Raw genomic sequence first — 26,404 nt, 5'->3', positions numbered from 1 at the left:
GCCGGCGCGGTTACCGTCCCTCTAGGAGAGCCCACGTGCGGGACTTCCCCGTCGACGGACGTCACCCAGCTGGACGACTCCTCCGAACCGGCGGAACCTCCGAAACCCGGCGCGCCGGTTGGAATCGGCGCATCCAAGCTCACCCTGGCGGTGATCAGCTAATGGAGTGGTTTTACCTGGCCATCGGCCTGCTGCTGATCCTCGGTACCGGCTTCTTCGTTGCCGTCGAGTTTGCGCTCGTCGCACTGGATCAGACCTACGTCCAGCGGGCAGTCGACGAGGGCGACAAGCGCGCGGAGCCGCTTCTTCGCTGCCTCAAGTCGCTTTCCACCCAGCTTTCCAGCTGTCAGCTGGGCATCACGCTGACCACCCTGCTGACCGGTTACGTCATGGAACCGTCAGTGGGGCGTCTTCTCGAGTCGCCATTGGCTGCCCTCGGTGTCCCGGACACCGCGCGGTCTTCGATCTCACTTATCCTCGCGATGGTCCTGGCGACGCTGCTCTCGATGCTCATCGGTGAGCTGGTGCCCAAGAACATGGCAATATCCCTGCCCTTCAAAGTCGGCAGGGCACTCGCACGCCCGCAACTCCTCTTCACGGCAATCTTCAAACCCGCCATCGTTGTCCTCAATGGTTTCTCCAACCGGGTCCTGCACCTGTTCGGCCTGGAAGCGAAAGAGGAGATTTCGGGAGCGCGGTCACCGTCAGAGCTGTCCTCGCTCGTGCGCCGGTCGGCAGAAATGGGAACCCTGGATCAGGGCACAGCGAACTTCCTCGCTCGCACCTTCAGCTTCTCCGAGCGCACAGCAGCGGACGTCATGACGCCGCGGATCCGGATGGCGACCATCGAATCCGATGAAACTGTGGCCGACGTCGTTGATCTGGCACGAAGAACGGGATACTCCCGGTTCCCGCTGATCGGGGAATCGCCCGACGACATCCGCGGGGTGGTGCACGTGAAGAAGGCGGTCGCCGTGCCGCGGTCCAGACGCGCCGAACTTCCGGCCGGCACCATCATGACCGACGTGCTCCGGGTTCCCGAGACGGTGCATCTTGATTCCCTGCTCAGCGAGCTCCGGGAGGCCAACCTGCAGCTCGCTGTGGTGCTGGACGAGTATGGCGGCACGGCTGGTGTGGTCACGCTTGAAGACCTGGTCGAGGAGATCGTCGGCGAGGTGGCAGATGAACACGACAAGCTCAAGCCCGGTGTACTGCAAAGCGCCGCCGGGAACTGGTTCTTCCCCGGAATCATGCGCCCGGACGAGGTCAGCGACCAGGTCCCGCACCTGTCGGTGCCCGATGAAGCAGGTTATGAGACGGTCGGCGGTTTCATGATGTCTGTCCTGGGCCGGATCGCCGAGGTCGGTGACCGCGTGGAGGTGCCCGGTGGAATTCTTGAGGTGGAACGCATGGATGGGCGCCGCATTGACCGCATCAGCTTCCTCCCGGTCGAGCCCGCGGAATCCGGGCAGTCCGGCGACGGCGCCTCGTCAGTAGGGGGCATCCGATGAGCGACTGGGCAGGAATTCTTTGGCTGGTCCTTCTGTTGATCGGCAATGCGTTCTTCGTCGGTGCGGAATTCGCGATCATGAGCGCACGCCGGAGCCAGATCGAACCGCTCGCGGAGGAGGGGTCCAAGCGGGCGCGCACTACGCTCTGGGCGATGGAACACGTCTCGCTCATGCTTGCCTGCGCGCAGCTGGGCATCACCGTATGTTCGCTGCTCATTCTTCAGGTGGCCGAGCCTGCCATCCACCATCTGATGGTGGTACCGCTTGAGGCGATCGGTCTGCCGGGAGGCCTTGCGGACGGCATTGCATTCGGTATCGCGCTGGCGCTCGTGACGTTCCTGCATGTGACGTTCGGCGAAATGGTGCCGAAGAACATTTCGGTATCGGTAGCTGACAAGGCTGCCCTGCTCCTCGCGCCGCCGCTGGTTATGGTAGCGAAGGTTGTGCACCCGGTGATTTCCAGCCTGAACTGGACCGCCAACCACATCCTGCGCGCCCTGCGCATCGAGCCGAAGGATGAGGTGACCTCGTCCTTCACGTTGGAAGAGGTGCAGTCCATTGTGCAGGAATCGACGCGCCACGGGCTTGTGGATGACGACGCCGGGCTGATCAGCAGCGCACTGGAGTTTTCAGGGCAGACAGCAGGGACAGTCATGGTCCCGTTGGATGAGCTGGTTACCCTCGGAACCGATTCCACTCCCGAGGAGTTTGAGCGGGCGGTCGGCCGCACCGGGTTCTCCCGTTTTGTGCTGGTGGATGAACTCGGCAACCTCACCGGCTATATGCACTTGAAAGACGTCATGTCCATGCCGGAACAGGCGTACGCCAGGCCCATCACGGAAAACAAGGTTCGCGCGCTTGCGAACCTGAGCATGGACGATGAGATCGAGGACGCGCTGGCCACCATGCAGCGCACTGGATCCCACCTTGCTCGTGTGATGACGCAGGACGGCCAGGCGCGCGGTGTTCTCTTTCTGGAGGACGTCATCGAGCAGTTGATTGGCGAAATCCGGGATGCTACGCAGAACCAGGGGTTGAGGAGAACCGGCGAATCGCTTCAGGAAGGCGTCAACCTCGGCACCACAGAAGCACGCTAGGCGAGCGCTTCGGCTCCCTCCTCCTGCGAGCGGGCTGTACCGGATGCGAAATGCGAATGATTCGCGTTTAGGTTAGAGTTGGTCCATCCACTTGAACCGCTTTGCTATCCCCTGGAACAGATCGAGGACCTTCATGCGCAGCATTTCCGCGCGAACGACGGCGGCGCTCACCGCTGTAGCCCTTTTTCCGCTGGCTCTGGCCAGCTGCGGACAGGACGCCGGCAGCGCCGGAGAGACGGCAGAGTCGGGAGCCCTGCAGGTTGTGACCTCCACGAATGTCTACGGCAGCATCGTTGAAACCGTGGGTGGGCAGAACGTCGAGGTAACGGCGATCGTCAACAGCCTTAGCCAGGATCCGCACTCCTATGAGGCGACAGTGCAGGACAAACTCGCTGTGTCCAAAGCCGACCTGCTGGTGGAAAACGGCGGAGGTTATGATCCCTTCCTTCACCAGCTCGCCGACTCGGTGGAAATGGATCATGACTACGTGCTCAGCGCCGTCGGGATTTCGGGCGTAGCTCCCGAGGATGAAGCCCACGCGGAGGAGGAGGCGCACTCGGAGGACGAGCATGACCACGGATCCTTCAACGAACACGTCTGGTACAACCTCGATGCCATGGCAGACCTTGCTGATGCTATCGGGGAAAAGCTCGCTGAGTTGGACCCGGCTAATGCAGACACCTATGAGAGCAACGCGGACACGTTCGCAGAGGAAATCGCAGGGCTGCAGGGCCAGGCCGAGGCCCTGGCCTCGGAGGCGGACGGTAGCACCGTGGCCGCAACCGAACCCGTTCCCGCCTACCTGCTGGAGGCCGCCGGGCTGAAGGATGCCACCCCCGCCGATTACACGGAGGCCATCGAGGAGGGGGCCGATGTGCCCGTTGCGGCGCTGAACGAGATGCAGGAACTCGTTCAGAGCCGGTCCGTTGCCTTCCTGGCCTACAACGAGCAAACCGAAGGCCCGCAGACACAGGCGGTACGAAGCACCGCCGAGGCCGCGTCCGTGCCGGTCGTTCAGTTCACTGAGACGCTTCCGGAGGGCGAGGATTACCTCTCCTGGATGAGCGCCAACGTCGAGAACATCGCTGAAGCCCTGAAGTCCTGACACAATTGGCCAAGACCCTCCCTCCCACGGCTTTAGGAAACTTCATGGTCACCGACGACGACGGCGATGCTGCCGCTCACCCCGTGGTGAGCCTGCGCTCAGCCTCGCTCTCTTTTGGTCGCCGGAGCCTATGGCATGACCTGGAGCTGGACATCCGGCCGGGTGAGTTCCTCGCTGTGCTTGGTCCCAACGGGTCGGGGAAAACCAGCTTGCTGCGGGTTCTCCTGGGCTTGCAGGAGTTGGACTCGGGGACAGCCACCGTGAACGGCCACGCACTGCACCGTGGAAGCCGGGCATTCGGTTACATACCGCAGCAGAAGTCATTCGCGCCGGAGACCCCCCTGCGTGCGAGGGACCTGGTGGGGTTGGGAGTGGACGGGCACCGCTGGGGTTTTCGCCGAGGCGGCGCATCCTACCGGCGAACCGTGGATGCCCTCCTGGAAAAGGTGGGCGCGTCGTCGTATGCGGATGCGCCGGTCGGGCGACTGTCCGGCGGCGAGCAGCAGCGCCTGCGTGCCGCGCAGGCGCTGGCTACCGACCCGCAGGTACTGCTGTGCGATGAACCGTTGCTTTCGCTGGACCTCCACCACCAACAGGCGGTGAGCCGGCTCATCAATGATCAATGCCGCAAGCACAACACCGCCGTTGTCTTCGTGACGCATGAGATCAATCCGATCATCGATTATGTTGACCGCGTCCTCTATCTGGCAGGCGGACAGTTCCGTGTGGGCAGGCCACAGGACGTGATGACCAGCGAAGTGCTGTCCGATCTCTACGACAGCAGGGTGGACGTCATCCACAACAACGGCCGCATTGTTGTCGTGGGCCTGCCGGACGCAACCACCCACCACCACGCGGAAGTAGCGCAGCAATGACGTTCGAGGAGATGCTCCAGGCCGTTTTCACGTTCGACAACTACAGCGAACTCCTGCCGCTGGTGCAAAATTCGATCTGGGCCGGCGCAGTGCTGGGCCTGCTGGGCGGCCTGATCGGCACTTTCGTAATGATGCGGGACCTTGCCTTCGCAGTTCACGGCATTGCCGAACTCTCCTTCGCCGGAGCCGCCTTCGCACTGCTGATCGGGGCCAATGTGGTGTTCGGCTCGCTGATCGGCTCAGTGATCGCCGCGCTCCTGCTTGGACTGATGGGCATCCGGGCGCGCGACCGTAACTCGATCATCGGCGTCATCATGCCGTTCGGGCTCGGATTGGGCATCCTGTTCCTGGCCCTTTACGAGGGCAGGGCGGCCAACAAGTTCGGTCTGCTCACGGGGCAGATCGTCTCAGTTGACCAGGTTCAACTGACGCTCCTGGCGGGGTGCGCCGTCGTCGTCATGGTTGCCCTTGGCGCCATCTGGCGTCCGCTGACCTTCGCCAGCGTGGACCCGGATCTTGCAGAGGCGCGGGGTGTGCCGGTGCGCGGTCTCTCGCTGATCTTCATGTTCCTGCTTGGAGTCTCCGTGGCGCTGTCCATTCAGGTTGTGGGCGCCCTGCTGGTGCTCGCGCTGCTGATCACTCCCGCTGCGGCAGCGCTCAAGGTCACCTCGTCACCGCGGCTGGTGGTGCTGTTGAGCGTCGCATTCGCGTGCACATCGGTGGTCGGTGGGATCCTGCTGGCGCTGGGTGGACGGATCCCCATCAGTCCCTACGTGACCACCATTTCCTTCGTGATCTACCTGGTGTGCAGAGCTATCAGCTGGCGTCGCGCACAGAAGGCGACGGCGTCGGAATCCCGGGCCGTCCAGCCCGCCTAAGCCTTTGCGGCGCTGCACTCCGGACACAGCCCGTAAATCTCAACCGTGTGCGCAACTTCGGTGTACCCGTGCTCCTGCGCCATGCGGGCAGCCCACTGCTCGACCGCCGGCGCTTCGATTTCCACTGCCCGTCCACACCTGCGGCAGAGCAGGTGATGGTGGTGATGTTCGACGGCGCACCGGCGGTAGACAGCCTCTCCCTCGCCGTTCCGCAGCACATCCACCAGGCCGTCGTCGGCCATTGACTGAAGGATCCGGTAGGCGGTTGCCAGCGAGACCGACTCGCCGCGCTCGTGCATTTTGCGGTAGAGCTCCTGAGTGCTGACGAAGTCGTCCAGCTCATCGAGGGTTGCGCTGACTGCCCGGCGCTGCCGTGTGACGCGCTGTTCCGAGCCCTTGCGTGTTGGCTGGCCTGCTTCAGCTGGCATGTCCGCTTAGGTCACCTCACTCTCGGAATCTGCAGTGGATTTCCGGACCGATGCTCCGGATTGAACCCGGGTCAAGGGTAGCACCGGCCGTTGTCCCTATCGGTTGCGCGGAACCGGAGACGGAGCGTCGCGACGGCGGTAGTGTGGGCGCATGTTGCTCACCAAGTACACCCACGCGTGCGTCCGGGTCGAGAAGGACGGGACAGCTCTTGTCCTGGATCCCGGGAACTTCTCCGAAGTCGAGGAGGCAGTGTCCGGCGCGGCGGCGGTCCTGATTACCCACGAACATGCCGACCACTTCGACCGGGAACGAATCAGCGCTGCCATCCGCGCCGACTCACTACTGGAGGTGTATGCACCCCAGGGCGTCGCTGCCCAGTTGAGGGAGGCGCTGGACGATGACGGCGCGGCCGCGCGCGTGCACTCAGTCGAACCGGAGCGCAGCTACACCATCGCGGGCTTCACGGTGCAGACCTTCGGCGGACAACACGCCCTCATCCATCCGCACATCCCGGTGGTGAGGAACATCGGCTACCTGATCAACGGTGCCCTCTACCACCCGGGCGATTCGTTCATCGTTCCTCACGGCGTGCAGGTGCAGACGCTCCTCGTGCCGGTTCACGCCCCGTGGTCGAAGACGGCTGAGGTAATTGATTTCGTCACCTCAGTCCGCGCAGAGAGGGCGCACCAGATTCATGACGCACTGCTGAACGGGACCGGACTGGCGATGGTCGAGGGGCACGTCTCCCGGCTGGGGAAGCACTACGGGACGGACTTCGAGCACCTGGATCCAGGCCGGAGCGTCGAGCTCTGAGCCTCGGGCATCATCCATCCGGCGACTTCCGGGATTCCGGGCTGCGCGGTGAAACGGTGTAGGTTGCAACTTCCTTCAGCTGCGGAGCGCGCGGATCGCCGTCAGTGGCGCCGGTTGCCCAGCGCAGGCTCAACCCGTCGTCGGTATCTTCAAGAACCGCCAGGTTGTTGTCGAACCAGGGACCCCTGATGCTCTTCCAGGAGAAGGGCGGCTTCGGCACCTTCACGGAACGGGCAGCCAGTGCTCCCACCGGGCCTGCGACGCCGTAGGACATCACCACTGTGGCAAAGCGCAGAGCGCGGGGGAGCGGGTTGCGGATCGGGGAACACACGGCCTGGATGATCCGGCTGCCCGAGGACCGTTCAACCTCTGCTATGTAGGAAAAGTGCACGTCACCGGAAAGGAAGGTCACGGTCTCGGGTGCCAACCCGCGCTTGCCGTCAGCCACCTCGGTCGCGAGGTCCGCGACCACCTTGAAGCTGCGCTGGAACGCGCCCCAGTGCTCAAGGTCCAGTGCCTGCCGCAGCGCCTCGCCGATGCGCGACCCCCGCTTCCCCCAGGCACCCTCTGCCAGGGCTTCGTCCCATGACTCGATATGGTGCAGCCCGCGCGGGAGGAGGAACGGAAGCGAGGTTGCAACGATCAAGTGCCGCACTCCGCCCTGGAAGTGTTCGTCCAGCCAGGCGAGTTCGGCATCATCCAGAAGGGAGCGCTGCCCAGGATCGAGCACGCGTGCCGCACGTGAATCGACAGTGATGATCCGCACGTCCCCGATGTCCCGGCAATAGCTCCAGCGGTAGCTGGACGGCTCGGCGTCTGCCCGTTCGGCAAAAGCTTCGAGGTCCGCGGTGAGATCGAGTTCGTCAGGGCCCTGATGGGCGCGGATTCTCTGCCAGAGAATGTCGTCGGCGCGTCCAACCGGAGAAAGGTTCCCGAGGTGCTGATATACCCAGTAGGAGGCTAGTCCGGCAACGATGCGGCCCTGCCACCAGGAGGTGCCGTGCATTTTCTCCCGCCACGTGAGGGAGGCATTCCAGTCGTCGCGGATGTCATGGTCGTCGAACATCATCGCGCTGGGAACGGTGGAGAGCAGCCAGCGGTTGGCGTCGTCGGACCAGGCGAGTTTGTACAGGTGGGCATACTCTTCGTAGTCCTTCAGCTCCTCACCCGGCGGATCATCAAGGGAGCGCCGTGAACGGATGAAGTCCTGCATCTCCTTACTCGTTGAATCCGCATAGACCTGATCGCCGAGGAAGGCGATCAGATCGGGGCGGGCACCGTCGTCGTTGTGGAGGGCCTGATGCAGGGCGAAGGCGCGCAGCGCGTCGACGCCGTGGCCGGCGTTGCCGAGCGCGTCATGCGGGACGCTGGTCCGGCATGAGCCGAAGGCGAGGCGCAGCCGCCCCTGAGGATGAAGCGTACGGATGGACGGTGCAGGGAATTCAGAGGCAGGTTCCGGCCATGCGCGCTCGCCGGCTATGTCTACGGTGTACTCCACGGTGGTGCCCGGCGGAAGATGCTCCGCCTCGACCAGCGCGTAGTGATGACCATGGACGCCGAACGTGGCAGCGGTCCACGTCTTTCCATCCGCGCGCAACTCGACCGTGCAGGCTGCACTGGTTTCCATCCATAGCGTCGCCGAGGTTTCATCGACATACCGGAGCATGGGACCGAGCACCAGTGAAGCTGTCATTACCCTTTTGTACCCCGTGACGCCCTTCAGGACCAGAGCCCTGCCCGCTTGGTCACCAGGTGTGCGCCGCCGGCTTGGAGGGGACCGCGGAGCTGTGGTGAACTTGGCTCACACCTGTGACCGGCGTGCCACCGGTCACACATTCATAAGGAGATCTTCATGGAGACTCTGATGGACGTGCAGGCGCTGCGGAACCGGATGACCTCCGGTCAGCAGACCGTCCTGCTGGATGTTCGCTGGACGCTGGGCAACCCCCACGGTCACGAGCAGTACCGATCAGCTCACATTCCCGGCGCCGTCTACGTTGACCTTGAAACGCAGCTGTGCTCCCGTCCATCAGCAGCGGAGGGACGGCACCCGCTGCCCGAACCGGCCGCGCTCGAGGAGGCGGCCCGTCAGTGGGGCATCAACGACGGCGATGTGGTTGTTGCCTATGACGACAAGGGGAACCTTTCGGCAGCGCGCCTCTGGTGGCTGCTTCGCGATGCGGGCCTCACCAGCGTCTATCTACTCGATGGCGGACTGAATGCGTGGCAGGCGGCCGGGTATGAGACGGAGCGGGGCGAGGAGCAGCACTGCCTGGGCGAAGTCACCCTGAGTTCCGGACACATGCCGGTCCTGACGACGGCCGACGGCGTTCTCGCTCTGGCTGGGAAAGGCGTGCTGCTTGATGCCCGGGCGTCTGAACGCTTTCGCGGCGAGACCGAGCCGGTCGATGCGAAGGCCGGGCACATTCCCGGTGCCTCCAGCGCTCCCACGTCCGAGAACCTCACGGCGGAAAACACATTCCTGCCGCCGTCGGAACTGCGCCGGCGTTTCGCTGCGCTCGGCATTACCGAGACAGCAGAGGTTGGCGTCTATTGCGGCTCCGGTATCACTGCTGCGCACGAGATCGCCGCGCTTGAGGTTGCCGGCTATCAAGCGGCGCTTTACCCCGGCTCATGGTCTCAGTGGTCCCAGCGTGCGGATCTGCCGGTGGCCACCGGTCCCTGATCCTGCACCGGACGAGCTCGGTTGCACGCGTTCGCCCGTGAGAGAGTAGCCGTTATGAGCATCGCACACGCCTACGCTGCCACCTCGGCCTCCAGCGGACTGGGACGCACAACCGTCGAACGCAGGGAACCTGAGGACGACGACGTCGAAATCGCCATCGAATACTGCGGACTATGCCACTCGGATGTCCATGCAGCCCGCAGCGAATGGGGCACTGCCCGCTACCCCCTGGTGCCCGGCCACGAGATTGTAGGCCGGGTCACCCGGGTCGGGGCATCCGTGACGTCCTTTGCGGTCGGCGCCAGGGTGGGAGTCGGCTGCATGGTGGACTCATGCCGCGAATGCGGAAGCTGTGCGGAAGGGTTGGAGCAGTACTGCGTCAACGGAATGACCGCTACCTACGGGACTCCGGACCGAAGGCGTGACGGTGAAGTCACCCAGGGCGGTTACTCGACCTCGATTGTCGTGAATGAGGGCTACGTTCTCCGGATACCGGAGTCCATGGACCCAGCCGCCGCTGCGCCGCTGCTGTGCGCCGGGATCACCACCTTCTCGCCGCTGAACCACTTCGGCGTGGAGAAAGGTGACGCTGTCGGCGTCGTCGGGCTCGGTGGCCTCGGACATCTGGCGGTGAAGATCGCCAAGGCGATGGGGGCGGAGGTGACGGTCTTCACCACCTCGTCCGGCAAGATGGACGCCGCACGCGAACTGGGAGCGGATCACGTGGTGTTGTCCAGGGATGCGGACGCCATGGCAGCCGTATCCAACACGCTTGACGTCGTCATCGATACGGTGGCGGCGCCTCATGAGCTGAACCCCCTGATCCGCGCGCTTCGCCTGGACGGTGCACTATTCCAGCTCGGGCTGCCGGCGGACCCGATGCCCGCCGTTGACCCGGGACTGCTGGTCCGGAAGAGACGCAAGTACGCGGGCTCACTCATCGGCGGTATCGCAGAAACCCAGGAGATGCTTGATTTTTGTGCCGAGCACCAGGTGGCATCGGATATAGAACTCGTTTCTGCTGACCAGCTCAACTCCGCGTATGACCGCATGGTTGCAGGCGACGTGAAGTACCGCTTCGTGCTTGATGCCGGATCCCTGAAGGAGGACTTATGAGCACGCTGTTCACCAGGATCATCGCCGGGGAAATCCCGGGCAGGTTCGTCTGGAAGGACGAGGACGTGGTGGCGTTCCTGACCATAGAGCCCATCACTGACGGGCACCTCATGGTGGTGCCACGCCACGAGGTTGCGCACTGGGTGGACCTGGACCCGGACCTGCTCGGCAAGGTCATGGATGTGGCGCAGAAAATTGCCAAAGTTCAGGAGTCAGCCTTTCACTCCCGGCGCATCGGAGTGCTCATGGAGGGCTACGAAATTCCGCACGTGCATGTGCACATCTGGCCGACGCAGAGCCCGGCTGACTTTGACGTACACAACGTGGACCATAATCCCGATCCGGCGAAGCTCGACGAAAATGCGGAACGGCTCCGCGCGGGCCTGCGAAGCGCAGGGTTCGGCGACAACGTCCCTGACTGAACCCTCAACCAACCGAACTTTTGGGCACCTTCAGCGGGTTCGAGGGGTGCCGAACCCGCCGGAGCTGCGCAAAATTTCCCGGTTCTCAGGCGGCGAGTGCTTCGCCCAAAGCTGTCCGGATACGCTTTTCGGAGACCGAGTAGGCGGTTCCCAACTCCTGGGCGAACAGGCTGATCCGGAGTTCCTCGAGCATCCAGCGAACCCGTCGTAACGCCGGCGGCACGGGCCGTCCGTTTGGAGCCACTGCGGCCACGGCGTCGTCGTACTCGTCTTCCAGGCGCTGCACTGCTGCGGTATTCACGCCGTCGCGCTGGACATTGGTCTCCAGTTTCTCGAGCCGCCTTTCGATGCCGGCAAGATACCGCGGCAGATGGGTCAATTGCGCGTATCCGGTCGTTGCGACAAAGCCGGGGAAGACGAGCTGTTCAAGCTGGCTCTTCACATCGTTGAGTGCGGTGATGAGCGCCAGACTCGTGGTGCCTTTCAGTCGCTTTTCGATCCTGCGTGCACTTGCGAGGATCTTCTCAACCGTTGCCGTAACGATGAACACGGTATCGATGAGTTCGGCGCGGACGTTCTCGTACAGCGCATCGAACTCGCTGACGGTCCACGGCAGCTCCTCGGGCGTGAGCTTGTCGATGGCCGCGATGGCGCAGTCCTCAATCAGCGCCGCGACACTGCCGTGTGGATTCTGGCTGAACGTGAGCTTCTCGGCGTTGCTCAGGTGCTCAAGGACGTAGCGCGCTGGGCTAGGAACCCGCAGCGCAAGCAGGCGGATAACACCCGCCCGCATGGCAGCTGCCTGCCCGGCGGCGTCGGGGAAAACCCTGAGTCCGACGGCGTTATCCTCAGCTACGAGCGCGGGATACCCGGTCACCCGGTGACCGCCGACAAGCCTGGAAACGTCCCGCGGGATAGTTCCGAAAGTCCACGCGGTTGCGCCGCTGACCTCCTTGATGCCTGGTGTGGCCGCTGGCGACGCTGACGGTGACGACGACGGCGCTGCCTCCTGCTTTCGGCTTGCTGCCTTCGAAATCCGCTGAACAGATCCAGGGGTGGCCCCGAGTGATTCGGCGATTGCCCGCCGGGTCTGCGCGGCAAGCCGCTCCTGGAGCGCCTGCAGATCCTTGTCTTCGTCCAGAATGCGGCCGTTCCCGTCCACCACCTCGAAGCTCATCAAGAGGTGCGGCGGCAGGGCATTACGGTTCCAGGACCCCGGGGGAATGATGTGTCCCTTCAACCTGCGCAGGGCCAGTTCCAGCGATGGCTCAAGTGCGTCTCTGCCCGGATCGAAATCGGCGTGCAGGGCATCGACGGCGCTCCGTGCGACGTCGGGTGCGGGAATGAAATTCTTGCGCACCTGCTTGGGCAGCGATTTGATGAGCGCGGCAACAAGTTCGACGCGCAACCCGGGAATCTGCCACTGGAAAGGGGCAGGCTCCAGTTGGTTCAGGAACAGGATGGGCACCTGCACCGTGACGCCGTCCGAGGCACCCGGGATGTTGGGGGAGAACTCGTAACGGAGCGGCAGGTCAAAGCCCTGCTGGTGCCATGTCTTCGGAAATGCCGTCTCGTCAAGGTCGGCATCGCGGCTGAGCAGTTCCTCGGGCTTGAAGTCCAGCAGATCCGGATGGTCCTGGCGTGTCTGCTTCCACCACTTGTCGAAGTGGCGCTCGGACACCACATCCTGCCCCACGCGGGCATCGTAGAAGGCAAACAGTGTTTCGTCGTCCACCATGAGATCGCGGCGGCGCATCCGGTTTTCCATCTCTTCGATCTCGGCGATGCGCGCCTTGTTGCGGTGGAAGAACTTGTGATGGGTGCGCCAGTCGCCCTCCACCAGGGCATGGCGAATGAAGAGCTCACGGGCCAGCTCCCTGTCGATGCGGCCATAGTTGATGCGCCGCTGGGGCACAATCGGTACGCCGTAGAGGGTGACCTTCTCATAGGCCATGACTGAGCCCATTTTGCGGGACCAATGGGGCTCGCTATAGCTGCGCTTCACCAGATCCGGCGCCACCTCCTCGGCCCAGAGAGGATCAAACGCTGCCACCACACGGGCCCATAGCCGGGAAGTTTCCACCAGCTCCGCGGCCATCACCCAATCAGGGCTCTTCTTGAACAGCGCGCTGCCCGGGAAAATGGCAAAGCGGGTGCCGCGCGCGCCTGAGTATTCGCGCTTGCGCTGATCATAGAGGCCAATGTGGCTGAGCAGGCCGGACAGCATGCTGATGTGGATCGCATCATGGCGGCCCACCGGATCCACTGCGCTGGGAGCCAGTGTGATCCCCAGCGGCTTCGCGAGCTGCCGCAGCTGAGCGAAGAGATCCTGCCACTCGCGTACGCGCAGGTAATTGATGAATTCGTTGCGGCACAGTTTTCTGAACTGGGTGGAGGACAGTTCCTTCTGCTGCTCCTGCAGGTACCGCCACAGGTTGAGGTATCCCGTGAAGTCTGACTTCTCATCCGCAAACCGGCGGTGTTTTTCGGTTGCACTCTGGAGCTTCGCAGCCTGGTCCGGCTGCGGACGCTCCCTCGGGTCCTGGATGGTGAGTGCCGCAGCCAGGACCATGACCTCTTTGGTGCAGCCGCGGCGCCCGGCCTCAACGATCATGCGCCCGAGCCGCGGATCAACGGGCAGTTGGGCCAGTTGCCGACCCACCGGCGAAATGCTGCCGTCCGCGCTAAGCGCGCCGAGCTCGCGAAGGAGCGTGACGCCGTCGTTGATTGCTTTTGAGTCCGGTGGTTCCACAAAGGGGAAGGCTGCGACGTCCTTCGGTCCGCGGGTCACTCCCATGGCCGTCATTTGAAGGATGACCGCAGCGAGATTGGTACGGAGAATTTCCGGATCCGTGAAGGGGCGTCTGGATTCGAAGTCCTCCTCGGAGTAGAGGCGGATCGCTATGCCGTCGGATACGCGGCCACAGCGGCCGGACCGCTGGTTCGCAGAGGCCTGCGACACCCGCTCAATAGGCAGCCGCTGCACCTTGGTACGGTGCGAATACCGGGAAATGCGGGCGGTTCCGGTATCAATGACGTACTTGATCCCGGGAACGGTCAGTGACGTTTCGGCGACATTGGTAGCGAGGACAATGCGCCGTCCCGTCCCGCCCGGCTTGAAGACCTGGTGCTGCTCCTGCAGGGACAGGCGGGCAAAGAGGGGCAGGATCTCCGTGCCACGTAGCCGCGGGTTCACCTGCACACGTGCGCGGAGTGCATCGGCTGCATCCCGGATCTCGCGCTCGCCGGAAAAGAAGACCAGGATGTCGCCGGGCGCTTCGCGGGCAAGCTCGTCAACGGCGTCGCACACAGCGTCCAGTGGGTCGCGGTCTTCCTCAAGCTCGTCCTGTGCGCCGAGCTCAGCGTCAGACCCTGTGTCACCGGCGGGTTGGCTGAGCGGGCGGTAACGAATCTCTACCGGGTAGGTCCGCCCGGACACCTCGATGATAGGCGCTGGCTGTTTATCCGGCGCAGCCTCATCCGCCGCGAAGTGGTTTGCGAAGCGCTGCGGATCGATGGTGGCCGAAGTGATGATGAGCTTCAGGTCGGGACGCTTGGGCAGAATGCGCTTGAGGTAACCCAGGATGAAGTCGATATTGAGGCTGCGCTCATGGGCCTCGTCGATGATGATGGTGCTGTACTTCTTCAGTAGCTTGTCATGCTGGATCTCGGCGAGCAGGATACCGTCCGTCATCAGCTTGATGCGCGTGCTCCGACCCACCTCTCCGGTGAACCGGACCTGGTAGCCGACTTCCTCCCCGAGCCTGACGCCCAGTTCCTCGGCGATGCGTTCGGCAACGGTACGGGCCGCAAGGCGGCGCGGCTGGGTGTGGCCGATCATTCCGGACCGGCCAAGGCCGAGTTCCAGGCACATCTTGGGAATCTGCGTGGTTTTTCCCGAGCCCGTTTCGCCGGCGATGATGGTGACCTGGTTCGCCGCGATGGCAGCCATGATGTCTGCCCGCCGTTCCGAGACCGGGAGCTGGGCAGGGTAAGTGATTGTCAGCGACATGATTGCTTCAAAGTTTACTCGGAGCCATCCGGCTGCCCTATCCGGCCTCCTGTCGACGCACCATTTCGTTGATCCATGCGGGTGCGAACGGCGAGGTGCAGCCGGGGGAGGTCGGGTAGTCCTTCAGCACCTCCAGCCGCTCGCCGATCTCCAGCGCCCTGGTGCGGTGTTCGGGGTGTGCAATCCCGATCTGGGCCAGGCAGGTATTCATGGCCCACTGCAGGCGGTCCGGTGCGTTCTTCATCTCCGTCTCGATGACATCCAGAAGACCCGGCAGGTCAAGCCCATCGGGGTTCTTCGCCACCCGGTCCGCGGTCAGCGCCCAGCCTGCGCCGGCGACCACCGGATCCGGATCAGCAAACCAGGTGAGGCGCAGATCCTCCGCGTGCGGATTCTTCTTCACCACGTAGCTGATGAGCCAGTCCTCGACTTTGGGTGCGCGTGCCGTGCGCAGCATCGTATCCAGCTCATCCGGTCGGAGTGTTTTGGGGCGGCAGATCAGAATCGCGAGGAGCCTCGCTGCGGTGTCGTCTGTCTCCCAGAGCTGAGAGGCCAGCACCTCCTGCGTCTTCAGGCGCTTGGCAAGCGCACGCAGCTTGCTGAGGTTCACTCCGTGGTCATCGCCGTGCCTGAGGTTCACCGCGCGCATCTTCGGGTCCTCGAGCGCGGCAAGCTCGGCCATTACCTCATCGACCGTCGTCTCCGCGTGCTCTGCTTCAACCATGGTGGTCTCCTGTCCTTGTGTGCCGGATCCAGCCTATGACGAACGTGAAACTGGTCCATGACCGTCACCGGGCGCCGTGGCGTGGGCGGTGGGTCCGGCCGCGTGGATCAGCCGCGCGGCAACGGTGATGGCGTGTTCCTGGAGTGCGAGAGGTTCGAGGATGTCAAAATCGAAGCCCAGAGCCGCGACATGCATCAGAGGCCATTCGAGCGAATCTGCGCCGAACCGCATAATGGTGCGTCCGGCGTCGTCCTCGAGTTCAGCGATATTGGGCGGGACCAACTGGCTGACATCTGCAACAGAGGCGTGAATCCGAACCACCACGTCATGGCTGTACGGCGACCGTGTGATGGATTTTTGCACGTAGCCGGCAAGATCGCTGGCAGGAAGGGGACGTCCGGAAAATCTATCCCGCGGCGAGGGCACGCTCCGGCACCGGTCCACGCGGAACGTCCGCCAGTCCTGCCGGCCGGTGTCCCACGCCACGAGATACCACCGGCGGCCGGTGTCCACCAGACGAACCGGCTCAACGACCCGGCGGGAAGATTCACCGTCATGGCGTTCATACCGGAAGACCACCACCCGACGCTCCGTAATGGCGGCTGAGAAAGCAGTGAGCACTTCCGGATTGACCGGTGTGCTGACCGCAGCCATCCGGGTGACGGCGGTGCGCAGTCCGGCGAACTTCGGCCGTAGCCTGCCGGGAAGGACCTGTTCCAACTTGGTGAGGGCTCTCACCGACGCTTCACCGAGGCCCGAGACAGGACTCGCTGTGACGGCACTCAAGCCGATGGCAACGGCGAGGGCTTCGTCATCATCGAGGAGCAGCGGAGGCAGTTGGGCACCCGCGCCCAACTGGTATCCGCCGGCGATGCCCGGGGAAGCGTGAATAGGGTAACCGAGAGTGCGCAGCTTGCCGATGTCCCTGCGGACGGTGCGCTCGGTGACGGACATCCGCTCCGCGAGGGCAGGCCCAGTCCACTCGCGCCGGAGTTGAAGCAGGGAAAGAAGCTGCAGCAGCCGCGCCGAGGTTTCCAACATGACACCACGGTACCGATCCATGCGGACAGTTGCTGTCCGCAATGCTTTCTACACTGGAATGGTCCCCACTCACGGAAGGAAATACCAATGGACATTCGCAGGGAGCTGACCGACCAGCTTCAATGGCACTGGAAGAATCACGCGCGGCCACGATTGGAAGGGCTGGGTGATGACGAGTACTTCTGGGAGCCCGTACCCGGTAGCTGGAGCGTGAGGCCGCGCGGCACGGGCACAGCACCGCTGCAGGTCGGCAGCGGAGACTATACGATCGACTTTGCCGTTCCTGAACCGGCGCCGGCTCCAGTCACCACCATTGCCTGGCGGCTTGGCCACATCCTGGTCGGCGTGCTGGGAGGGCGGCTGGAGTCGCACTTCGGCGGTGTGCCGGTCAGCTACGAAACGTATGAGTACCCGGGTACAGCTGTCGCGGCTCTCGAACAATTGGACGGCATGTACGCGCACTGGCACAGTGCTGTGTCCGCACTGTCACCCGATGCCCTGGAGCGGCCGGTGGGACCTGCCGAAGGTCCGTTTGCAGAGGCTCCCATGGCTGCGCTCATACAGCACATCAACCGTGAGATGATCCATCATCTTGCCGAGATCGCGCTGCTGCGGGACCTTTGGGCGCATGGACTTGGCAGGGATGCTAGATTCGCCGCAACGTCCTGACCAGCCAGAACGTCCACGCTGCCAGGACAATGCAGGCGATAGTGACGAGCACCGGTTGAGTTCCGGCGTCCTGCACGAGCAGGGCGACGGCCGCCGCCGGCTGCACAAGCATCTGAATCTTCCCGGCGCGAACAAGGAACTTCAGCGCCGCCGCTGTGCTCAGGTCTGTCCGTCGCGGGATGCCGAGCAGCAGGGCGTAACACACGAAAAGCAGATGGAGTCCGGCGGCATAAGGGAAGACCGCCCAGGATCCACTCGGAACGATCGCCGCATAGCTGCCGACGATCAACAGGAGTGATCCAAGAGGTAGCAGGACGAATGGAACCAGCACCGAAGCCGCGAAGAAAGCCAGCGGCAGAAGTACCAGGGCAGTGTTCTGCCATAGCGACAGACCGAGCACGGCAGACAGTGCGAAGGCGAAGATCCGCAGCCAACCCGCCGAAAATGAGGGGCCGATATTCAGCGATCGGTCGGCCTCCGGCGGGCGTGTACTCAACCTGCCACTCATACCGGTCCGCCTACCGCGGACCGGTAGCTCCCGGTCGGGCGACGCAGCGACGCCAACCCCGTTTCGAGGGGAAGTTGTCCGGGAATCGAGTCCAACGCGCCGCCCGCGGCGATCGATCCTCCGCCGCGGTAGCCAAGAACCGCCATCCCGGACACCGCCAGAGCATTCATCACTTCGCGGCGTCTTAGCAGCACGAGGCGCGAGGCCCGGCGGCCGGAAGGGGAAACGGCGCTGCCTTCCAGCGCTGGAAGAATGTCCACACCGATGACCCGGTGACCTGCCGCCTGCCACAACCCCATGAGTCTCGCCGGTTCCTCGTCAGTAAACGTGCTCATCACGTAGATGAGGGAACCTGCCGGCGCGCCGGGATCGCGTGAGGACTGCTCGGGCCGTCCGGACGCCGTCATCAGGGCGAGCTGGGTGCGGATCAGTTCAAGCTGCCGGTGCCCGCCCGTGGCCCGCACGGGCCAATGCCTGGCGGAGAGATCGTTCAGCCCTACCCGGTCACCCGCAGCAAGATAGGACGCGGCGAGCAGTGTTGCTGCTTCCCGCGCGAGGTGGAGCGAGCTGAGCGCGTTCACAGGTTCAGTGCGCAGCGGGAACCAGGCGCGGAGCCGGGCGGGATAGTCGTGTGCCGTATCCAGAACGAGGTGGACGCCCGCTTCGGAGCGGGCGTAGGAGCGGCGGACGAAGAGGCGGTCTTCATTCCCTGACTGGCGCGCCGTTGCCCGCCAGTCGATGCGTCGCAGCTGGTCCCCGGGACGGAACTCATCAATGCTCCGAAGCTCCCCGCCGTCTCCGATGCTTCGAGAGGTATGCTCGCCGGTGCGGCCCTGCAGACGGTGAGGCAGCGGAAGCAGCCTGGCTTCGCGAACCCGCGGCAGAACAGTCAGCCGCACGGGCTCAAGCTCCCGGGCCTCCTGACGCATGACGCCGTCAAGGGTCAGCGCGGCCGCCCCGACCGTGAGCACCCTCGCTCGGCCTGACCGCGGAACGGGAACCGAAACAGCGAATGGCCCGCCGAGAAGCACAAGGGCGGAGACAGCTGGACCTCCCGCGGCAGCGGCCTGAATCAGCGCGATGCCGCTTGGACCGCCGGAGGCCACGCGGAAGGTGCGGCGTCCCTCGTCGGACTCTCCAGGGTCCGGCTCGATCCCGAACGTCGTTGCCTCCATACCAGCGGAGGATCGTGCCTGCCCGGCCGGCGGCGGCCGGAGTGCGCTCCACCCTGAGGCGGCGGCAAAAGCGAGGGGAAGACCAAGCACGACGACGTCTGGCCGGCCCATGAACAGCCCGACGACGACGCACACCATCATGGTGATCGAGGCGAGACTCCACTGACCTCCGGGGCGAAAGCCGCCCTTACCGCTCATGGGCCGACGCGGTGGTTGGAGTGGCCACCCGGTCCACAACTTCTGCAACGATGTCCACTGCCCGTATGCCGCGTGCCCATGAACCGGGCGTCAGGGTCAACCGGTGTGCAAGTACGGGTTTGGTTCCCAGCTTGATGTCCTCGGGAAGGACAAACGCCCGGCCATCCATCAGCGCCAGCGCACGCCCCAGCAGGACCAGCGCCTGTGAACCGCGAGGGGAGGCCCCGACATCGACGGCATCGTGCGTGCGGGTCGCGGCGGTGACCCGTACCGCATAGTCAATGACGTCGGGATCGACGTCAACGCGGTTGACCGCCCGTTGAAGCTCCAGGAGTTCGCCGGGATCCAGCACGGTGCGTACTGTGGTGGCCTCCGTGCCCCGGGCGAGGCGGCGGCGAATGATGTCCTGCTCGGCCGACGGCTGCGGATAGCCGACGTCGACACGGATGAGGAACCGGTCCAGCTGCGCCTCGGGTAAGGGATAAGTGCCCTCGAACTCAATCGGATTAGCAGTGGCGAATACGTGGAATGGCTGATCGAGGACAAGGGTGCGGCCCTCGACCGACACCTGGGCTTCGGCCATGGCTTCCAGGAGTGCTGATTGCGTCTTGGGTGAGGTGCGGTTGATCTCGTCCGCCAGCAGCAGATTGGTGAAGACGGGACCGGGCACGAAGTCGAACCGGCGTTCGGCCGGGTCGAAGATGGAGGAACCCGTGACGTCGGAGGGCAGCAGGTCCGGCGTGCACTGCAGTCGTCGGAATTCCAGTCCCAAAGCCTGCGCCATGGTTTTTGCGGCGAGCGTCTTGCCGAGTCCGGGCAGGTCCTCGAACAAGACGTGGCCGCCTGCGAGAACCGCTCCAAGTGCGAGTTTGAGCGTGGTGTCCATTCCGACCACCACGGTTCCGATCTCGCTCAGGACGTTCCCGCATCGAGCTGCGGCTTCTTCAGGCGGGAGGCCTCGCGTCATAGATAATCCTTCGGTGGTTGGGGGACCTGGCGGGAATCGGGCAGCTGGCCCGGACCCGCCAGGACCAGCTGCTCCAGCTGGTCCATTGCAGCGTCGAACACCCCTGTGTCAATCACGGCTGACGGGTCCGTTCCCCGCCGGGCAGCGAGGAGGGTACCAAGCGGTCCTCCAATGGTGGAAGGGTCCATCCGCCGCGATTCAAGCACTCGAGCTGCCACGTCGGCCAACTGGTTGACCGCGCGCGCGCCCAGCCCGGATCGGGAGCCGGACAGCGAAAATTCGAGTGCCTGCACCTCGGCCAAACCTTTCGACCGCGGCCGCGTGCTCAAGGCAGGCAGGCGATCGGCGTCAAGGTTGTCAAGGATGCCGTTCACCGCACCGGCCGTGAATGCCGCTGTCACCAGGACCGCGGCGTGCGCAGGATCGAGGGTGAGGAAGATCGAGGACGCGAGGGCGAGCACCACAAGCAGGGCGGCTACCCTCCACTGTCCCGCGGTCACGGGTAATCCCTCCGTACCGAAGGACGGAGCGTTGGCCGGCCGGGCCGGCGAGCTGCCGGATCGTGATTACTGACGGCCGCACTGATGGCAGCGAGGCTCGTCCGTGCGCTGTCAAGGTCTTCTTCAGTCATCCGGGCGCCGGCGTTGACGCCGAACCGGGCCCGGTCATAGAGGCGACGCAGAACAGCGACGTGGGCCGCCGGTGCGCTGAAAGCCGTGAGTACCCGTCCGGCATATTCCGACGTCGTTTCCTGGCGTATTCGCGGCAGGCCGGCAGCCGAAGTTGCGCGCTCAAGCGCGAGCCAGCAGGCAACGGCCGCGTTCCTCGAATCGGCTGGCCCAGACAGTTCTGCTTCGGCGCGCGCGAGACCGTCGACGACGACGCCCCGGTCAGCCTCCCGACTCCCGGCAGCGCTGGAATCATGCACGTAGTCAACCTGGTCCGCGTACGGCAACCTCTCGCGGCGAAGGGATACCAGGAAGGAAACGAGGTAGAAGGTGCAGACGAGCAGAACGATCGTGAAGATCACAACAGGCAGCGAGGAACCCGTTGCATCAGGAAGCTCCCGCGACTCGTCCTGTGCAGACTCCGTGCTGGAGGGGGTGGGCTCAGCGGTGGGAAGAAGGGCGCCATTGTTCAGCTCCAGATCAGGAGCCACAGCGCTCAGCGGGCCAACGAAACCGGCCGCGACCATAACAAGGAGCAAGGTCAGGATGCCGAAAAGCAGGAGGGGTTCGGCGCGCACTGCGGCGAATCTGCGCACCTGCATCAAGGCCTCCCGCGTAACTCGTCCGTGGGATCAGTCTAGGTGGTGCGCTCTGGCCGGGAGCCCGGCAGCTACGAAAAGTGCCCTCGATAGGATTCGAACCTACGACCTTCTGCTCCGGAGGCAGACGCTCTATCCCCTGAGCTACGAGGGCACGGCCAACCGGTGTTAACCGCTGGACGAAAGGGACTTATGAAGCTTAGCAGGGAAAAGTTGGCGGAACGAAACCCCTGCCGGCAGTGCCGGAAAAGCGCTAGTAACCGAGGAAAGCGTCGGTTCGGATGGACCTGCCGCCGGCGTCGCGGATGACGGGTTTGGCCCGCGCGAGAGTACTCGGGGAACCCGACAGATAGACGCGCCGCCGGTCAAGGTCCGGAACAAGGGAGCGCAGTTCATCGGCGCTGGGGAAGCTTCCGCCGCCGTGCGTCCAGGCAGCGGGCAGTGGTCCCGGCTCTCCGGGACAAAACAGCACCACCCGGAAGTTGGCCAGCTCGTCGACATAGCCGAGCTCGTCCGGCGCGCTCACAACATAGATGAGGATGATGTCGCGTTCTGCTCCTGCAGGCGAGCGCAGTTGGCTGAGGAACGGCGTGACGCCGATACCTCCTGCGAACAGCATCAGCGGCACTGACGGATCGGCAGGAAGGAGGAAGTCACCCGCAACACTCGTTGCATCGACGTGAGCGCCGGGCCTGAGATTCAGCAGTGCTGCCTTGAAGGAACTGGGCGGGTCCGAGAGGCGCAGGCCAAAACGGACCGTTCCGTCGTCGGACGCTGAACTGATACTGAAGATGCGGCGGAAGCCGCGCCGGTCCGCCCGCGCATGCGGAAGGGTGAGTTCCATGTACTGGCCGGGTTCGAACCGGACGGGTTTGTCCGGAATGAAGGAGACCTCCGCGCTGGTCGGGGTCAACTGCCGCGATCCCTCGAAACGCAGGCGGATGCGCCGCCGCTGGCCCATGCCGAAAGCGACGGCGTTTCCGATCAGCAGGGCGTACTCCGGCCCGAGGAACACCGGCGGGATACTGATCTGCAGCGCCAGTACTACTGCGACGACGCCCGCAACGAGCAACTGCTGCCAGCGCCGGGGCGGGAGGGTCAGCGGTTCGGTCAGCATGAAACCGAGCAGGAAAATCACGGGGTACGACACAAAGACCAACTGCAGGGCAGCGGCAGGATCAGTGCCGCCGGCGGCGAGGCGCACCACCAGGATGCCGACGGCGAGGACGATGAAGACGGCTCCCATCGGAAGTTTCCGCGTCCGGTAGAGGATCAGGAGCGTGGCGAGGAGCACGAGCGGCAGCATGGCGGGATTGGCTGCCCACCAGGCTGCGGCGCCAAGGCCCAGCAGCGTTACCGCCACTGCTCCGAACGCGGCCGGATTGAAGATGTGCCGCCCGCGGACGACGATGAGGTATTTCGACGCGGACGCCAGGAGTCCCGCCAGCGCAATTCCGGCCACACCGCTGGCGTCGTCAGAGGGGAACATCACGAAAAAGAGCAGCAGGCCGGTGATGACTGAGGATTCCGTGTGCGGGCGCGCACGAAGCATCATCGCCATGACGCGCGTGCCGCCCCACGAGGTGATAACAGCGGTGGCAAAGGTCACGCCGAGTTCCGCCGGTGTGAAGGCAAGAAGCCCGAGGGCAGAGAGGATAAACGCGTACGCCGCCAGGATCAGCAGCAGGATCAGTACGAGCCGATACATGGTGGCGCGGCCGAGGAACGTGTCGAACCTGCTAAGCCACTTCAGCCGTCCGGCCATCTAGAACAACGCTCCTGCCAGGGATAGGGAATACTGCGCGCGTCCCTCGGAGCTGATCCGGACGTAGTCGAAGTCGAACTCGGCCAGCAGTACCTCGGGTGGAACAAGGAAAAGGGCAGTGGCGAGAGCGTCCGCAACCATCGCGTCGTCAGCCAGTACCCAGGTAGCCACCACTGTATCCACGCATTGCCCGGTTGTGGCATCAAGGACATGGTGCAGGCCGTCCGCCCAGCGGCGGCGGTTGGACGCGGATGCGCACAGCGCGCGGTCCTGGAGGTCCACCACGCCGATCGCCGAATCAGCGGTGTACGGGTGCTCCAGGGCGACCCGCAGCGGCGTGGGCCCCCGGTGCAGCATGTCCCCGCCGGCGTCAATGGTGTGCTCCGGGTAGCCGGCGTAGTGCAGTGCTGTGGACACGAGGTCAACGAGTTGTCCTTTACCGGCCGCGCCGACATCCAGGGTCACCGGGCGCTCGGACCGGATTGTGCTCCCGCTCCACTCGAACTGCTCGTCCCAGACAGCCGCCGGCACAGGTCCGCCGTGCGGCACAAAGGAGTAGCCGGCGTCGTACCCCAGTTGTTCAAGGGACCCTCCCACCAGGGGAGACATGGCGCCAGTCGTGAGCCGGTAGAGCATCCGGTAGAGATCGCCCAGCGCCTCACCGGACGGCGGAAGGGTGATGCTGCCGCCCCCGGCGAGCGCCGCAACGAGTGAGTCGGGTCGAAAACGGGAGTAGACGGCGTCGTACTGTTCAACGGCAAGGACGACGACGGCGAGCGCGTTCGCCGACAACTCCGCAGGGGTGTCGATGTGCCAGGCGGTGCCGATGGCGTCGAAGCTGAACCGCTGCCACTGGCCCGCGGGGCTCACTGCGCGGCTTCGCCCTTGATCTGCTCGATGGCGTCGCTGAATCCGCCGCTGGTCAGGGATGATCCGGACACTTTGTCAACGTTCAGTTCACTGAGCGGCATTCCGACGACTTGTTCCGCGATGCCGCTGCTGAATTTGCCCTGGTAGAGCTCCGTGGTGGGATTGCTCGGCATCGGCTCTGTCTGTACGTCGCTGACACTGCCCGATGCAAGCGTGATCGTTACTCCGATCTCCTCCTCACCACCCGGGGTCTGGTAGGAGCCGGTGGCCGAGTACGTGCCGTCGGCGTAGTCGCCGGTTGCGGACCCCGCGGTGTCCGGTTCTGCCGCGTTGGCGGCATCCCCACCTGCGCCCGGTGCCGGCGTCGGGCTGGCAGCACAGGCAGCCGACCCCAGGAGGGAAACGGCGGCGAGCCCCGTCAGGGCCCAGCGCTGGTATGGCTTGTTTACGGCGGGGGTCACAGAATCTCCTTGGTTTCAGACGCAGCTGGGGCCGGTCTGCGCTCGAAGTACAACGCTAGCGAACTTGATTCGGTTCAGTGCGGTACTCCGGATGGGCCACGGTATGGATGAACCCCGAGTAAGGCGTCCGTCACAGAATCCGGGGGATTAGACCCGCGCCGTTATGCTGGATGAGTGACTCCCGAAGAACTCTCCTCCGCAATCTCCTCATGCCTGAAAGACGCCGTCGCTGCCGGCGAGATCGATGTGGAGCTGCCCTCAGAGGTGCGGGTTGAGCGGCCCAAGAGCCGCGAGCATGGGGACTGGGCCACCAATATCGCGCTTCAGCTGTCGAAGAAGGCCGGAATGAATCCGCGTGCGTTCGCGGAACTGCTCAAGGGCCGCCTGGACGCGCTCGACGGTGTTGCCTCCGTGGAAATCGCGGGTCCGGGATTCCTCAACATCCGAGTGGACGCAGCCGCCGCCGGGGAATTGGCTCGGAACATCGTTGAGGCGGGCCCGGTGTACGGGACCAACGCCGCGCTCGCAGGCCACACAATCAATATGGAATTCGTCTCTGCGAACCCCACCGGCCCGCTGCATCTGGCGCACACCCGCTGGGCTGCCCTCGGTGACTCCCTTGCGCGCGTGCTGATCGCGAGCGGTGCGGATGTCACCAAGGAGTACTACATCAACGATGCCGGTACCCAGATGAACAACTTTGCCGCGTCCGTGCTGGCTTCCGTCAAGGGCCGGCCGACGCCGGAGGGCGGCTACCCGGGTGAGTACATTGCCGATCTCGGACGCACCGTGCTCGCTGAGCGCCCCGAGGTCGCGGACCTGCCCGACGACGAAGCGTTGCCTGTAATCCGGGACATTGCCTACCGCGCGCAGATGGATGACATCAAGGAGACCCTGGCGGCTTTCCGTGTCCACTTCGATGTCTACTTCTCCGAAACAGGTCTGCACTCCGGCGGAGCTGTTGAACAGGCGGTGGACCGGCTGCGCGAGCAGGGCCACGTGTTCGACGACGGCGGTGCGGTCTGGCTGCGCACCACCGATTTTGGCGATGACAAGGACCGCGTCCTCATCCGCGCCAACGGCGAGCCGACCTACTTCGCTTCGGATGCCGCGTACTACCTTTCAAAGAAGGACCGCGGTTTCACCGAGAAGATCTACCTCCTCGGTGCCGATCACCACGGCTACATCGGCCGCCTGAAGGCCATCGCCGCCTGCGCCGGAGACAACATGGACGCCAATATCGAGGTGCTCATCGGACAGATGGTTTCGGTGAATGGTGCCCGGTTGTCCAAGCGCGCCGGAAACATCATCGAACTCCGCGATCTCCTCGACTGGCTGGGAGCGGACGCGCTGCGGTACTCGCTCGGCAGGTCTCCCGCTGATTCGGCGATGTCCCTTGATCCGGAGCTGCTGAAGAAGAACACCAACGAAAATCCGGTGTTCTACGTGCAGTACGCCCACGCCCGCACCTGCGCCGTGGCACGCAACGCGGCCGCCGCCGGAGTTGACCGCTCGGCGTTCGACGCCGGTGCCCTCGACCAGCCGGCGGACAGTGAGCTGCTTGCCCACCTCGGTTCCTACCCGGCCGTTGTGGCGCAGGCTGCGAAGTTCCGTGAGCCGCACCGGGTTGCACGGCATCTCGAGGTCATTGCCGGTGCGTATCACCGCTGGTATGACGCCTGCCGCGTGACGCCCTTGGGTGATGAGCCGGTCACTGACACCAACCGCACCCGGCTCTGGCTGAATGACGCCGTGACGCAGGTGCTCGCCAACGGCCTCGATCTGCTGGGCGTCTCCGCGCCGGAACGGATGTAG

Annotated in this window: 24 protein-coding genes and 1 tRNA gene; 11 read left to right on the top strand and 14 right to left on the bottom strand. The window is 64.3% G+C overall.

Features of this window, described 5'->3' with window-relative positions; genetic code table 11:
* The first annotated feature begins 161 nt into the window (after positions 1-161).
* The 5 genes from ACZ2GY_RS10825 (at position 162) to ACZ2GY_RS10805 (ending at position 5,466) form a co-directional block, all read left to right on the top strand.
* Complete coding sequence (locus ACZ2GY_RS10825; protein WP_277357882.1) at positions 162-1,511, top strand: hemolysin family protein; 1,350 nt, start codon at positions 162-164, stop codon at positions 1,509-1,511.
* Positions 1,508-2,608: a hemolysin family protein gene (locus ACZ2GY_RS10820; protein WP_277357881.1), complete on the top strand. Its 1,101-nt coding sequence runs from the start codon at positions 1,508-1,510 to the stop codon at positions 2,606-2,608. The genes ACZ2GY_RS10825 and ACZ2GY_RS10820 overlap by 4 nt, the downstream gene beginning before the upstream one ends.
* 133 nt (positions 2,609-2,741) lie before the next feature.
* Entirely contained in the window at positions 2,742-3,713 is a 972-nt protein-coding gene (locus ACZ2GY_RS10815) for a metal ABC transporter solute-binding protein, Zn/Mn family (RefSeq protein WP_471671861.1), read from the top strand.
* Positions 3,714-3,757: 44 nt separating this feature from the next.
* Entirely contained in the window at positions 3,758-4,588 is an 831-nt protein-coding gene (locus ACZ2GY_RS10810; RefSeq protein ID WP_346028097.1) for a metal ABC transporter ATP-binding protein, read from the top strand.
* The gene (locus ACZ2GY_RS10805; protein WP_471671860.1) at positions 4,585-5,466 is read left to right on the top strand and encodes a metal ABC transporter permease; all 882 of its coding nucleotides are present in this window, start codon (positions 4,585-4,587) and stop codon (positions 5,464-5,466) included. The genes ACZ2GY_RS10810 and ACZ2GY_RS10805 overlap by 4 nt, the downstream gene beginning before the upstream one ends.
* On the opposite strand, the gene ACZ2GY_RS10800 is transcribed toward ACZ2GY_RS10805, so the two are convergent.
* Positions 5,463-5,894 carry a Fur family transcriptional regulator gene (locus tag ACZ2GY_RS10800; RefSeq protein ID WP_056548042.1) on the bottom strand — a complete coding sequence of 144 codons (432 nt, stop codon included), beginning with the start codon at positions 5,892-5,894 and terminating at the stop codon, positions 5,463-5,465. The genes ACZ2GY_RS10805 and ACZ2GY_RS10800 overlap by 4 nt on opposite strands.
* Before the next feature lie 151 nt (positions 5,895-6,045).
* On the opposite strand from ACZ2GY_RS10800, the gene ACZ2GY_RS10795 reads away from it, so the two are divergent.
* Positions 6,046-6,708, top strand: coding sequence for an MBL fold metallo-hydrolase (locus ACZ2GY_RS10795; RefSeq protein ID WP_277357877.1), 663 nt, complete (start codon positions 6,046-6,048; stop codon positions 6,706-6,708).
* 10 nt (positions 6,709-6,718) lie between these two features.
* Here ACZ2GY_RS10795 and ACZ2GY_RS10790 read toward each other — a convergent pair whose 3' ends face one another.
* The gene (locus tag ACZ2GY_RS10790) at positions 6,719-8,401 is read right to left on the bottom strand and encodes an alkaline phosphatase D family protein (RefSeq protein WP_471671859.1); all 1,683 of its coding nucleotides are present in this window, start codon (positions 8,399-8,401) and stop codon (positions 6,719-6,721) included.
* Positions 8,402-8,560: 159 nt separating this feature from the next.
* Between ACZ2GY_RS10790 and ACZ2GY_RS10785 the strand changes: the two genes are divergently transcribed.
* From ACZ2GY_RS10785 to ACZ2GY_RS10775, 3 genes are read left to right on the top strand one after another with little or no spacing between them, the layout of a single operon-like run.
* Positions 8,561-9,394 carry a sulfurtransferase gene (locus tag ACZ2GY_RS10785; protein ID WP_471671858.1) on the top strand — a complete coding sequence of 278 codons (834 nt, stop codon included), beginning with the start codon at positions 8,561-8,563 and terminating at the stop codon, positions 9,392-9,394.
* A gap of 54 nt (positions 9,395-9,448) precedes the next feature.
* The gene (locus ACZ2GY_RS10780; RefSeq protein WP_346028101.1) at positions 9,449-10,510 is read left to right on the top strand and encodes an NAD(P)-dependent alcohol dehydrogenase; all 1,062 of its coding nucleotides are present in this window, start codon (positions 9,449-9,451) and stop codon (positions 10,508-10,510) included.
* Positions 10,507-10,932 carry an HIT family protein gene (locus ACZ2GY_RS10775; protein WP_277357873.1) on the top strand — a complete coding sequence of 142 codons (426 nt, stop codon included), beginning with the start codon at positions 10,507-10,509 and terminating at the stop codon, positions 10,930-10,932. The genes ACZ2GY_RS10780 and ACZ2GY_RS10775 overlap by 4 nt, the downstream gene beginning before the upstream one ends.
* Positions 10,933-11,017: 85 nt before the next feature.
* On the opposite strand, the gene hrpA is transcribed toward ACZ2GY_RS10775, so the two are convergent.
* Genes hrpA through ACZ2GY_RS10760 form a run of 3 tightly spaced genes read right to left on the bottom strand, consistent with a single transcriptional unit; the run spans position 11,018 to position 16,709 of the window.
* Entirely contained in the window at positions 11,018-14,944 is a 3,927-nt protein-coding gene (hrpA, locus tag ACZ2GY_RS10770) for an ATP-dependent RNA helicase HrpA (protein WP_471671857.1), read from the bottom strand.
* Positions 14,945-14,981: 37 nt separating this feature from the next.
* Complete coding sequence (locus tag ACZ2GY_RS10765) at positions 14,982-15,668, bottom strand: DNA alkylation repair protein (protein ID WP_471671856.1); 687 nt, start codon at positions 15,666-15,668, stop codon at positions 14,982-14,984.
* Between the two features lie 33 nt (positions 15,669-15,701).
* The gene (locus ACZ2GY_RS10760) at positions 15,702-16,709 is read right to left on the bottom strand and encodes a helix-turn-helix transcriptional regulator (RefSeq protein ID WP_471673584.1); all 1,008 of its coding nucleotides are present in this window, start codon (positions 16,707-16,709) and stop codon (positions 15,702-15,704) included.
* A gap of 87 nt (positions 16,710-16,796) precedes the next feature.
* On the opposite strand from ACZ2GY_RS10760, the gene ACZ2GY_RS10755 reads away from it, so the two are divergent.
* Entirely contained in the window at positions 16,797-17,378 is a 582-nt protein-coding gene (locus ACZ2GY_RS10755) for a DinB family protein (RefSeq protein ID WP_277357869.1), read from the top strand.
* Here the strand turns inward: ACZ2GY_RS10755 and ACZ2GY_RS10750 are convergent.
* From ACZ2GY_RS10750 to ACZ2GY_RS10710, 9 genes are all read right to left on the bottom strand, one after another.
* A complete protein-coding gene (locus tag ACZ2GY_RS10750) occupies positions 17,356-17,874 on the bottom strand; it encodes a hypothetical protein (RefSeq protein WP_277357868.1) in 519 nt (172 codons plus the stop codon). The two genes, ACZ2GY_RS10755 and ACZ2GY_RS10750, sit on opposite strands and share 23 nt — an antisense overlap.
* A gap of 8 nt (positions 17,875-17,882) precedes the next feature.
* Complete coding sequence (locus ACZ2GY_RS10745) at positions 17,883-19,259, bottom strand: DUF58 domain-containing protein (protein WP_471671855.1); 1,377 nt, start codon at positions 19,257-19,259, stop codon at positions 17,883-17,885.
* A complete protein-coding gene (locus tag ACZ2GY_RS10740; RefSeq protein WP_471671854.1) occupies positions 19,249-20,226 on the bottom strand; it encodes an AAA family ATPase in 978 nt (325 codons plus the stop codon). Before ACZ2GY_RS10740 ends, ACZ2GY_RS10745 begins: the two co-directional genes overlap by 11 nt.
* Entirely contained in the window at positions 20,223-20,726 is a 504-nt protein-coding gene (locus ACZ2GY_RS10735) for a hypothetical protein (protein ID WP_346028107.1), read from the bottom strand. Before ACZ2GY_RS10735 ends, ACZ2GY_RS10740 begins: the two co-directional genes overlap by 4 nt.
* Positions 20,723-21,496, bottom strand: a complete 774-nt coding sequence (locus ACZ2GY_RS10730) for a DUF4129 domain-containing protein (RefSeq protein WP_471671853.1) — start codon at positions 21,494-21,496, stop codon at positions 20,723-20,725. The genes ACZ2GY_RS10735 and ACZ2GY_RS10730 overlap by 4 nt, the downstream gene beginning before the upstream one ends.
* 78 nt (positions 21,497-21,574) lie before the next feature.
* Positions 21,575-21,647: transfer RNA gene (locus ACZ2GY_RS10725), tRNA-Arg, on the bottom strand.
* Positions 21,648-21,746: 99 nt separating this feature from the next.
* Positions 21,747-23,258: a ferredoxin--NADP reductase gene (locus ACZ2GY_RS10720; RefSeq protein WP_471671852.1), complete on the bottom strand. Its 1,512-nt coding sequence runs from the start codon at positions 23,256-23,258 to the stop codon at positions 21,747-21,749.
* Positions 23,259-24,128, bottom strand: a complete 870-nt coding sequence (locus ACZ2GY_RS10715) for an FAD:protein FMN transferase (protein ID WP_471671851.1) — start codon at positions 24,126-24,128, stop codon at positions 23,259-23,261.
* A complete protein-coding gene (locus tag ACZ2GY_RS10710; protein WP_346028110.1) occupies positions 24,125-24,589 on the bottom strand; it encodes an FMN-binding protein in 465 nt (154 codons plus the stop codon). Before ACZ2GY_RS10710 ends, ACZ2GY_RS10715 begins: the two co-directional genes overlap by 4 nt.
* Positions 24,590-24,763: 174 nt before the next feature.
* Here ACZ2GY_RS10710 and argS point away from each other — a divergent pair, with 174 nt between their 5' ends.
* On the top strand, positions 24,764-26,404 hold the full coding sequence (gene argS / locus ACZ2GY_RS10705; protein ID WP_346028111.1) for an arginine--tRNA ligase: 1,641 nt from the start codon (positions 24,764-24,766) through the stop codon (positions 26,402-26,404).

The organism is Arthrobacter sp. KKT183 (genome assembly GCF_055657625.1).
The sequence above is the reverse complement of the archived record's forward strand: the minus strand, read 5'-3'. Positions and strand labels throughout refer to the sequence as shown.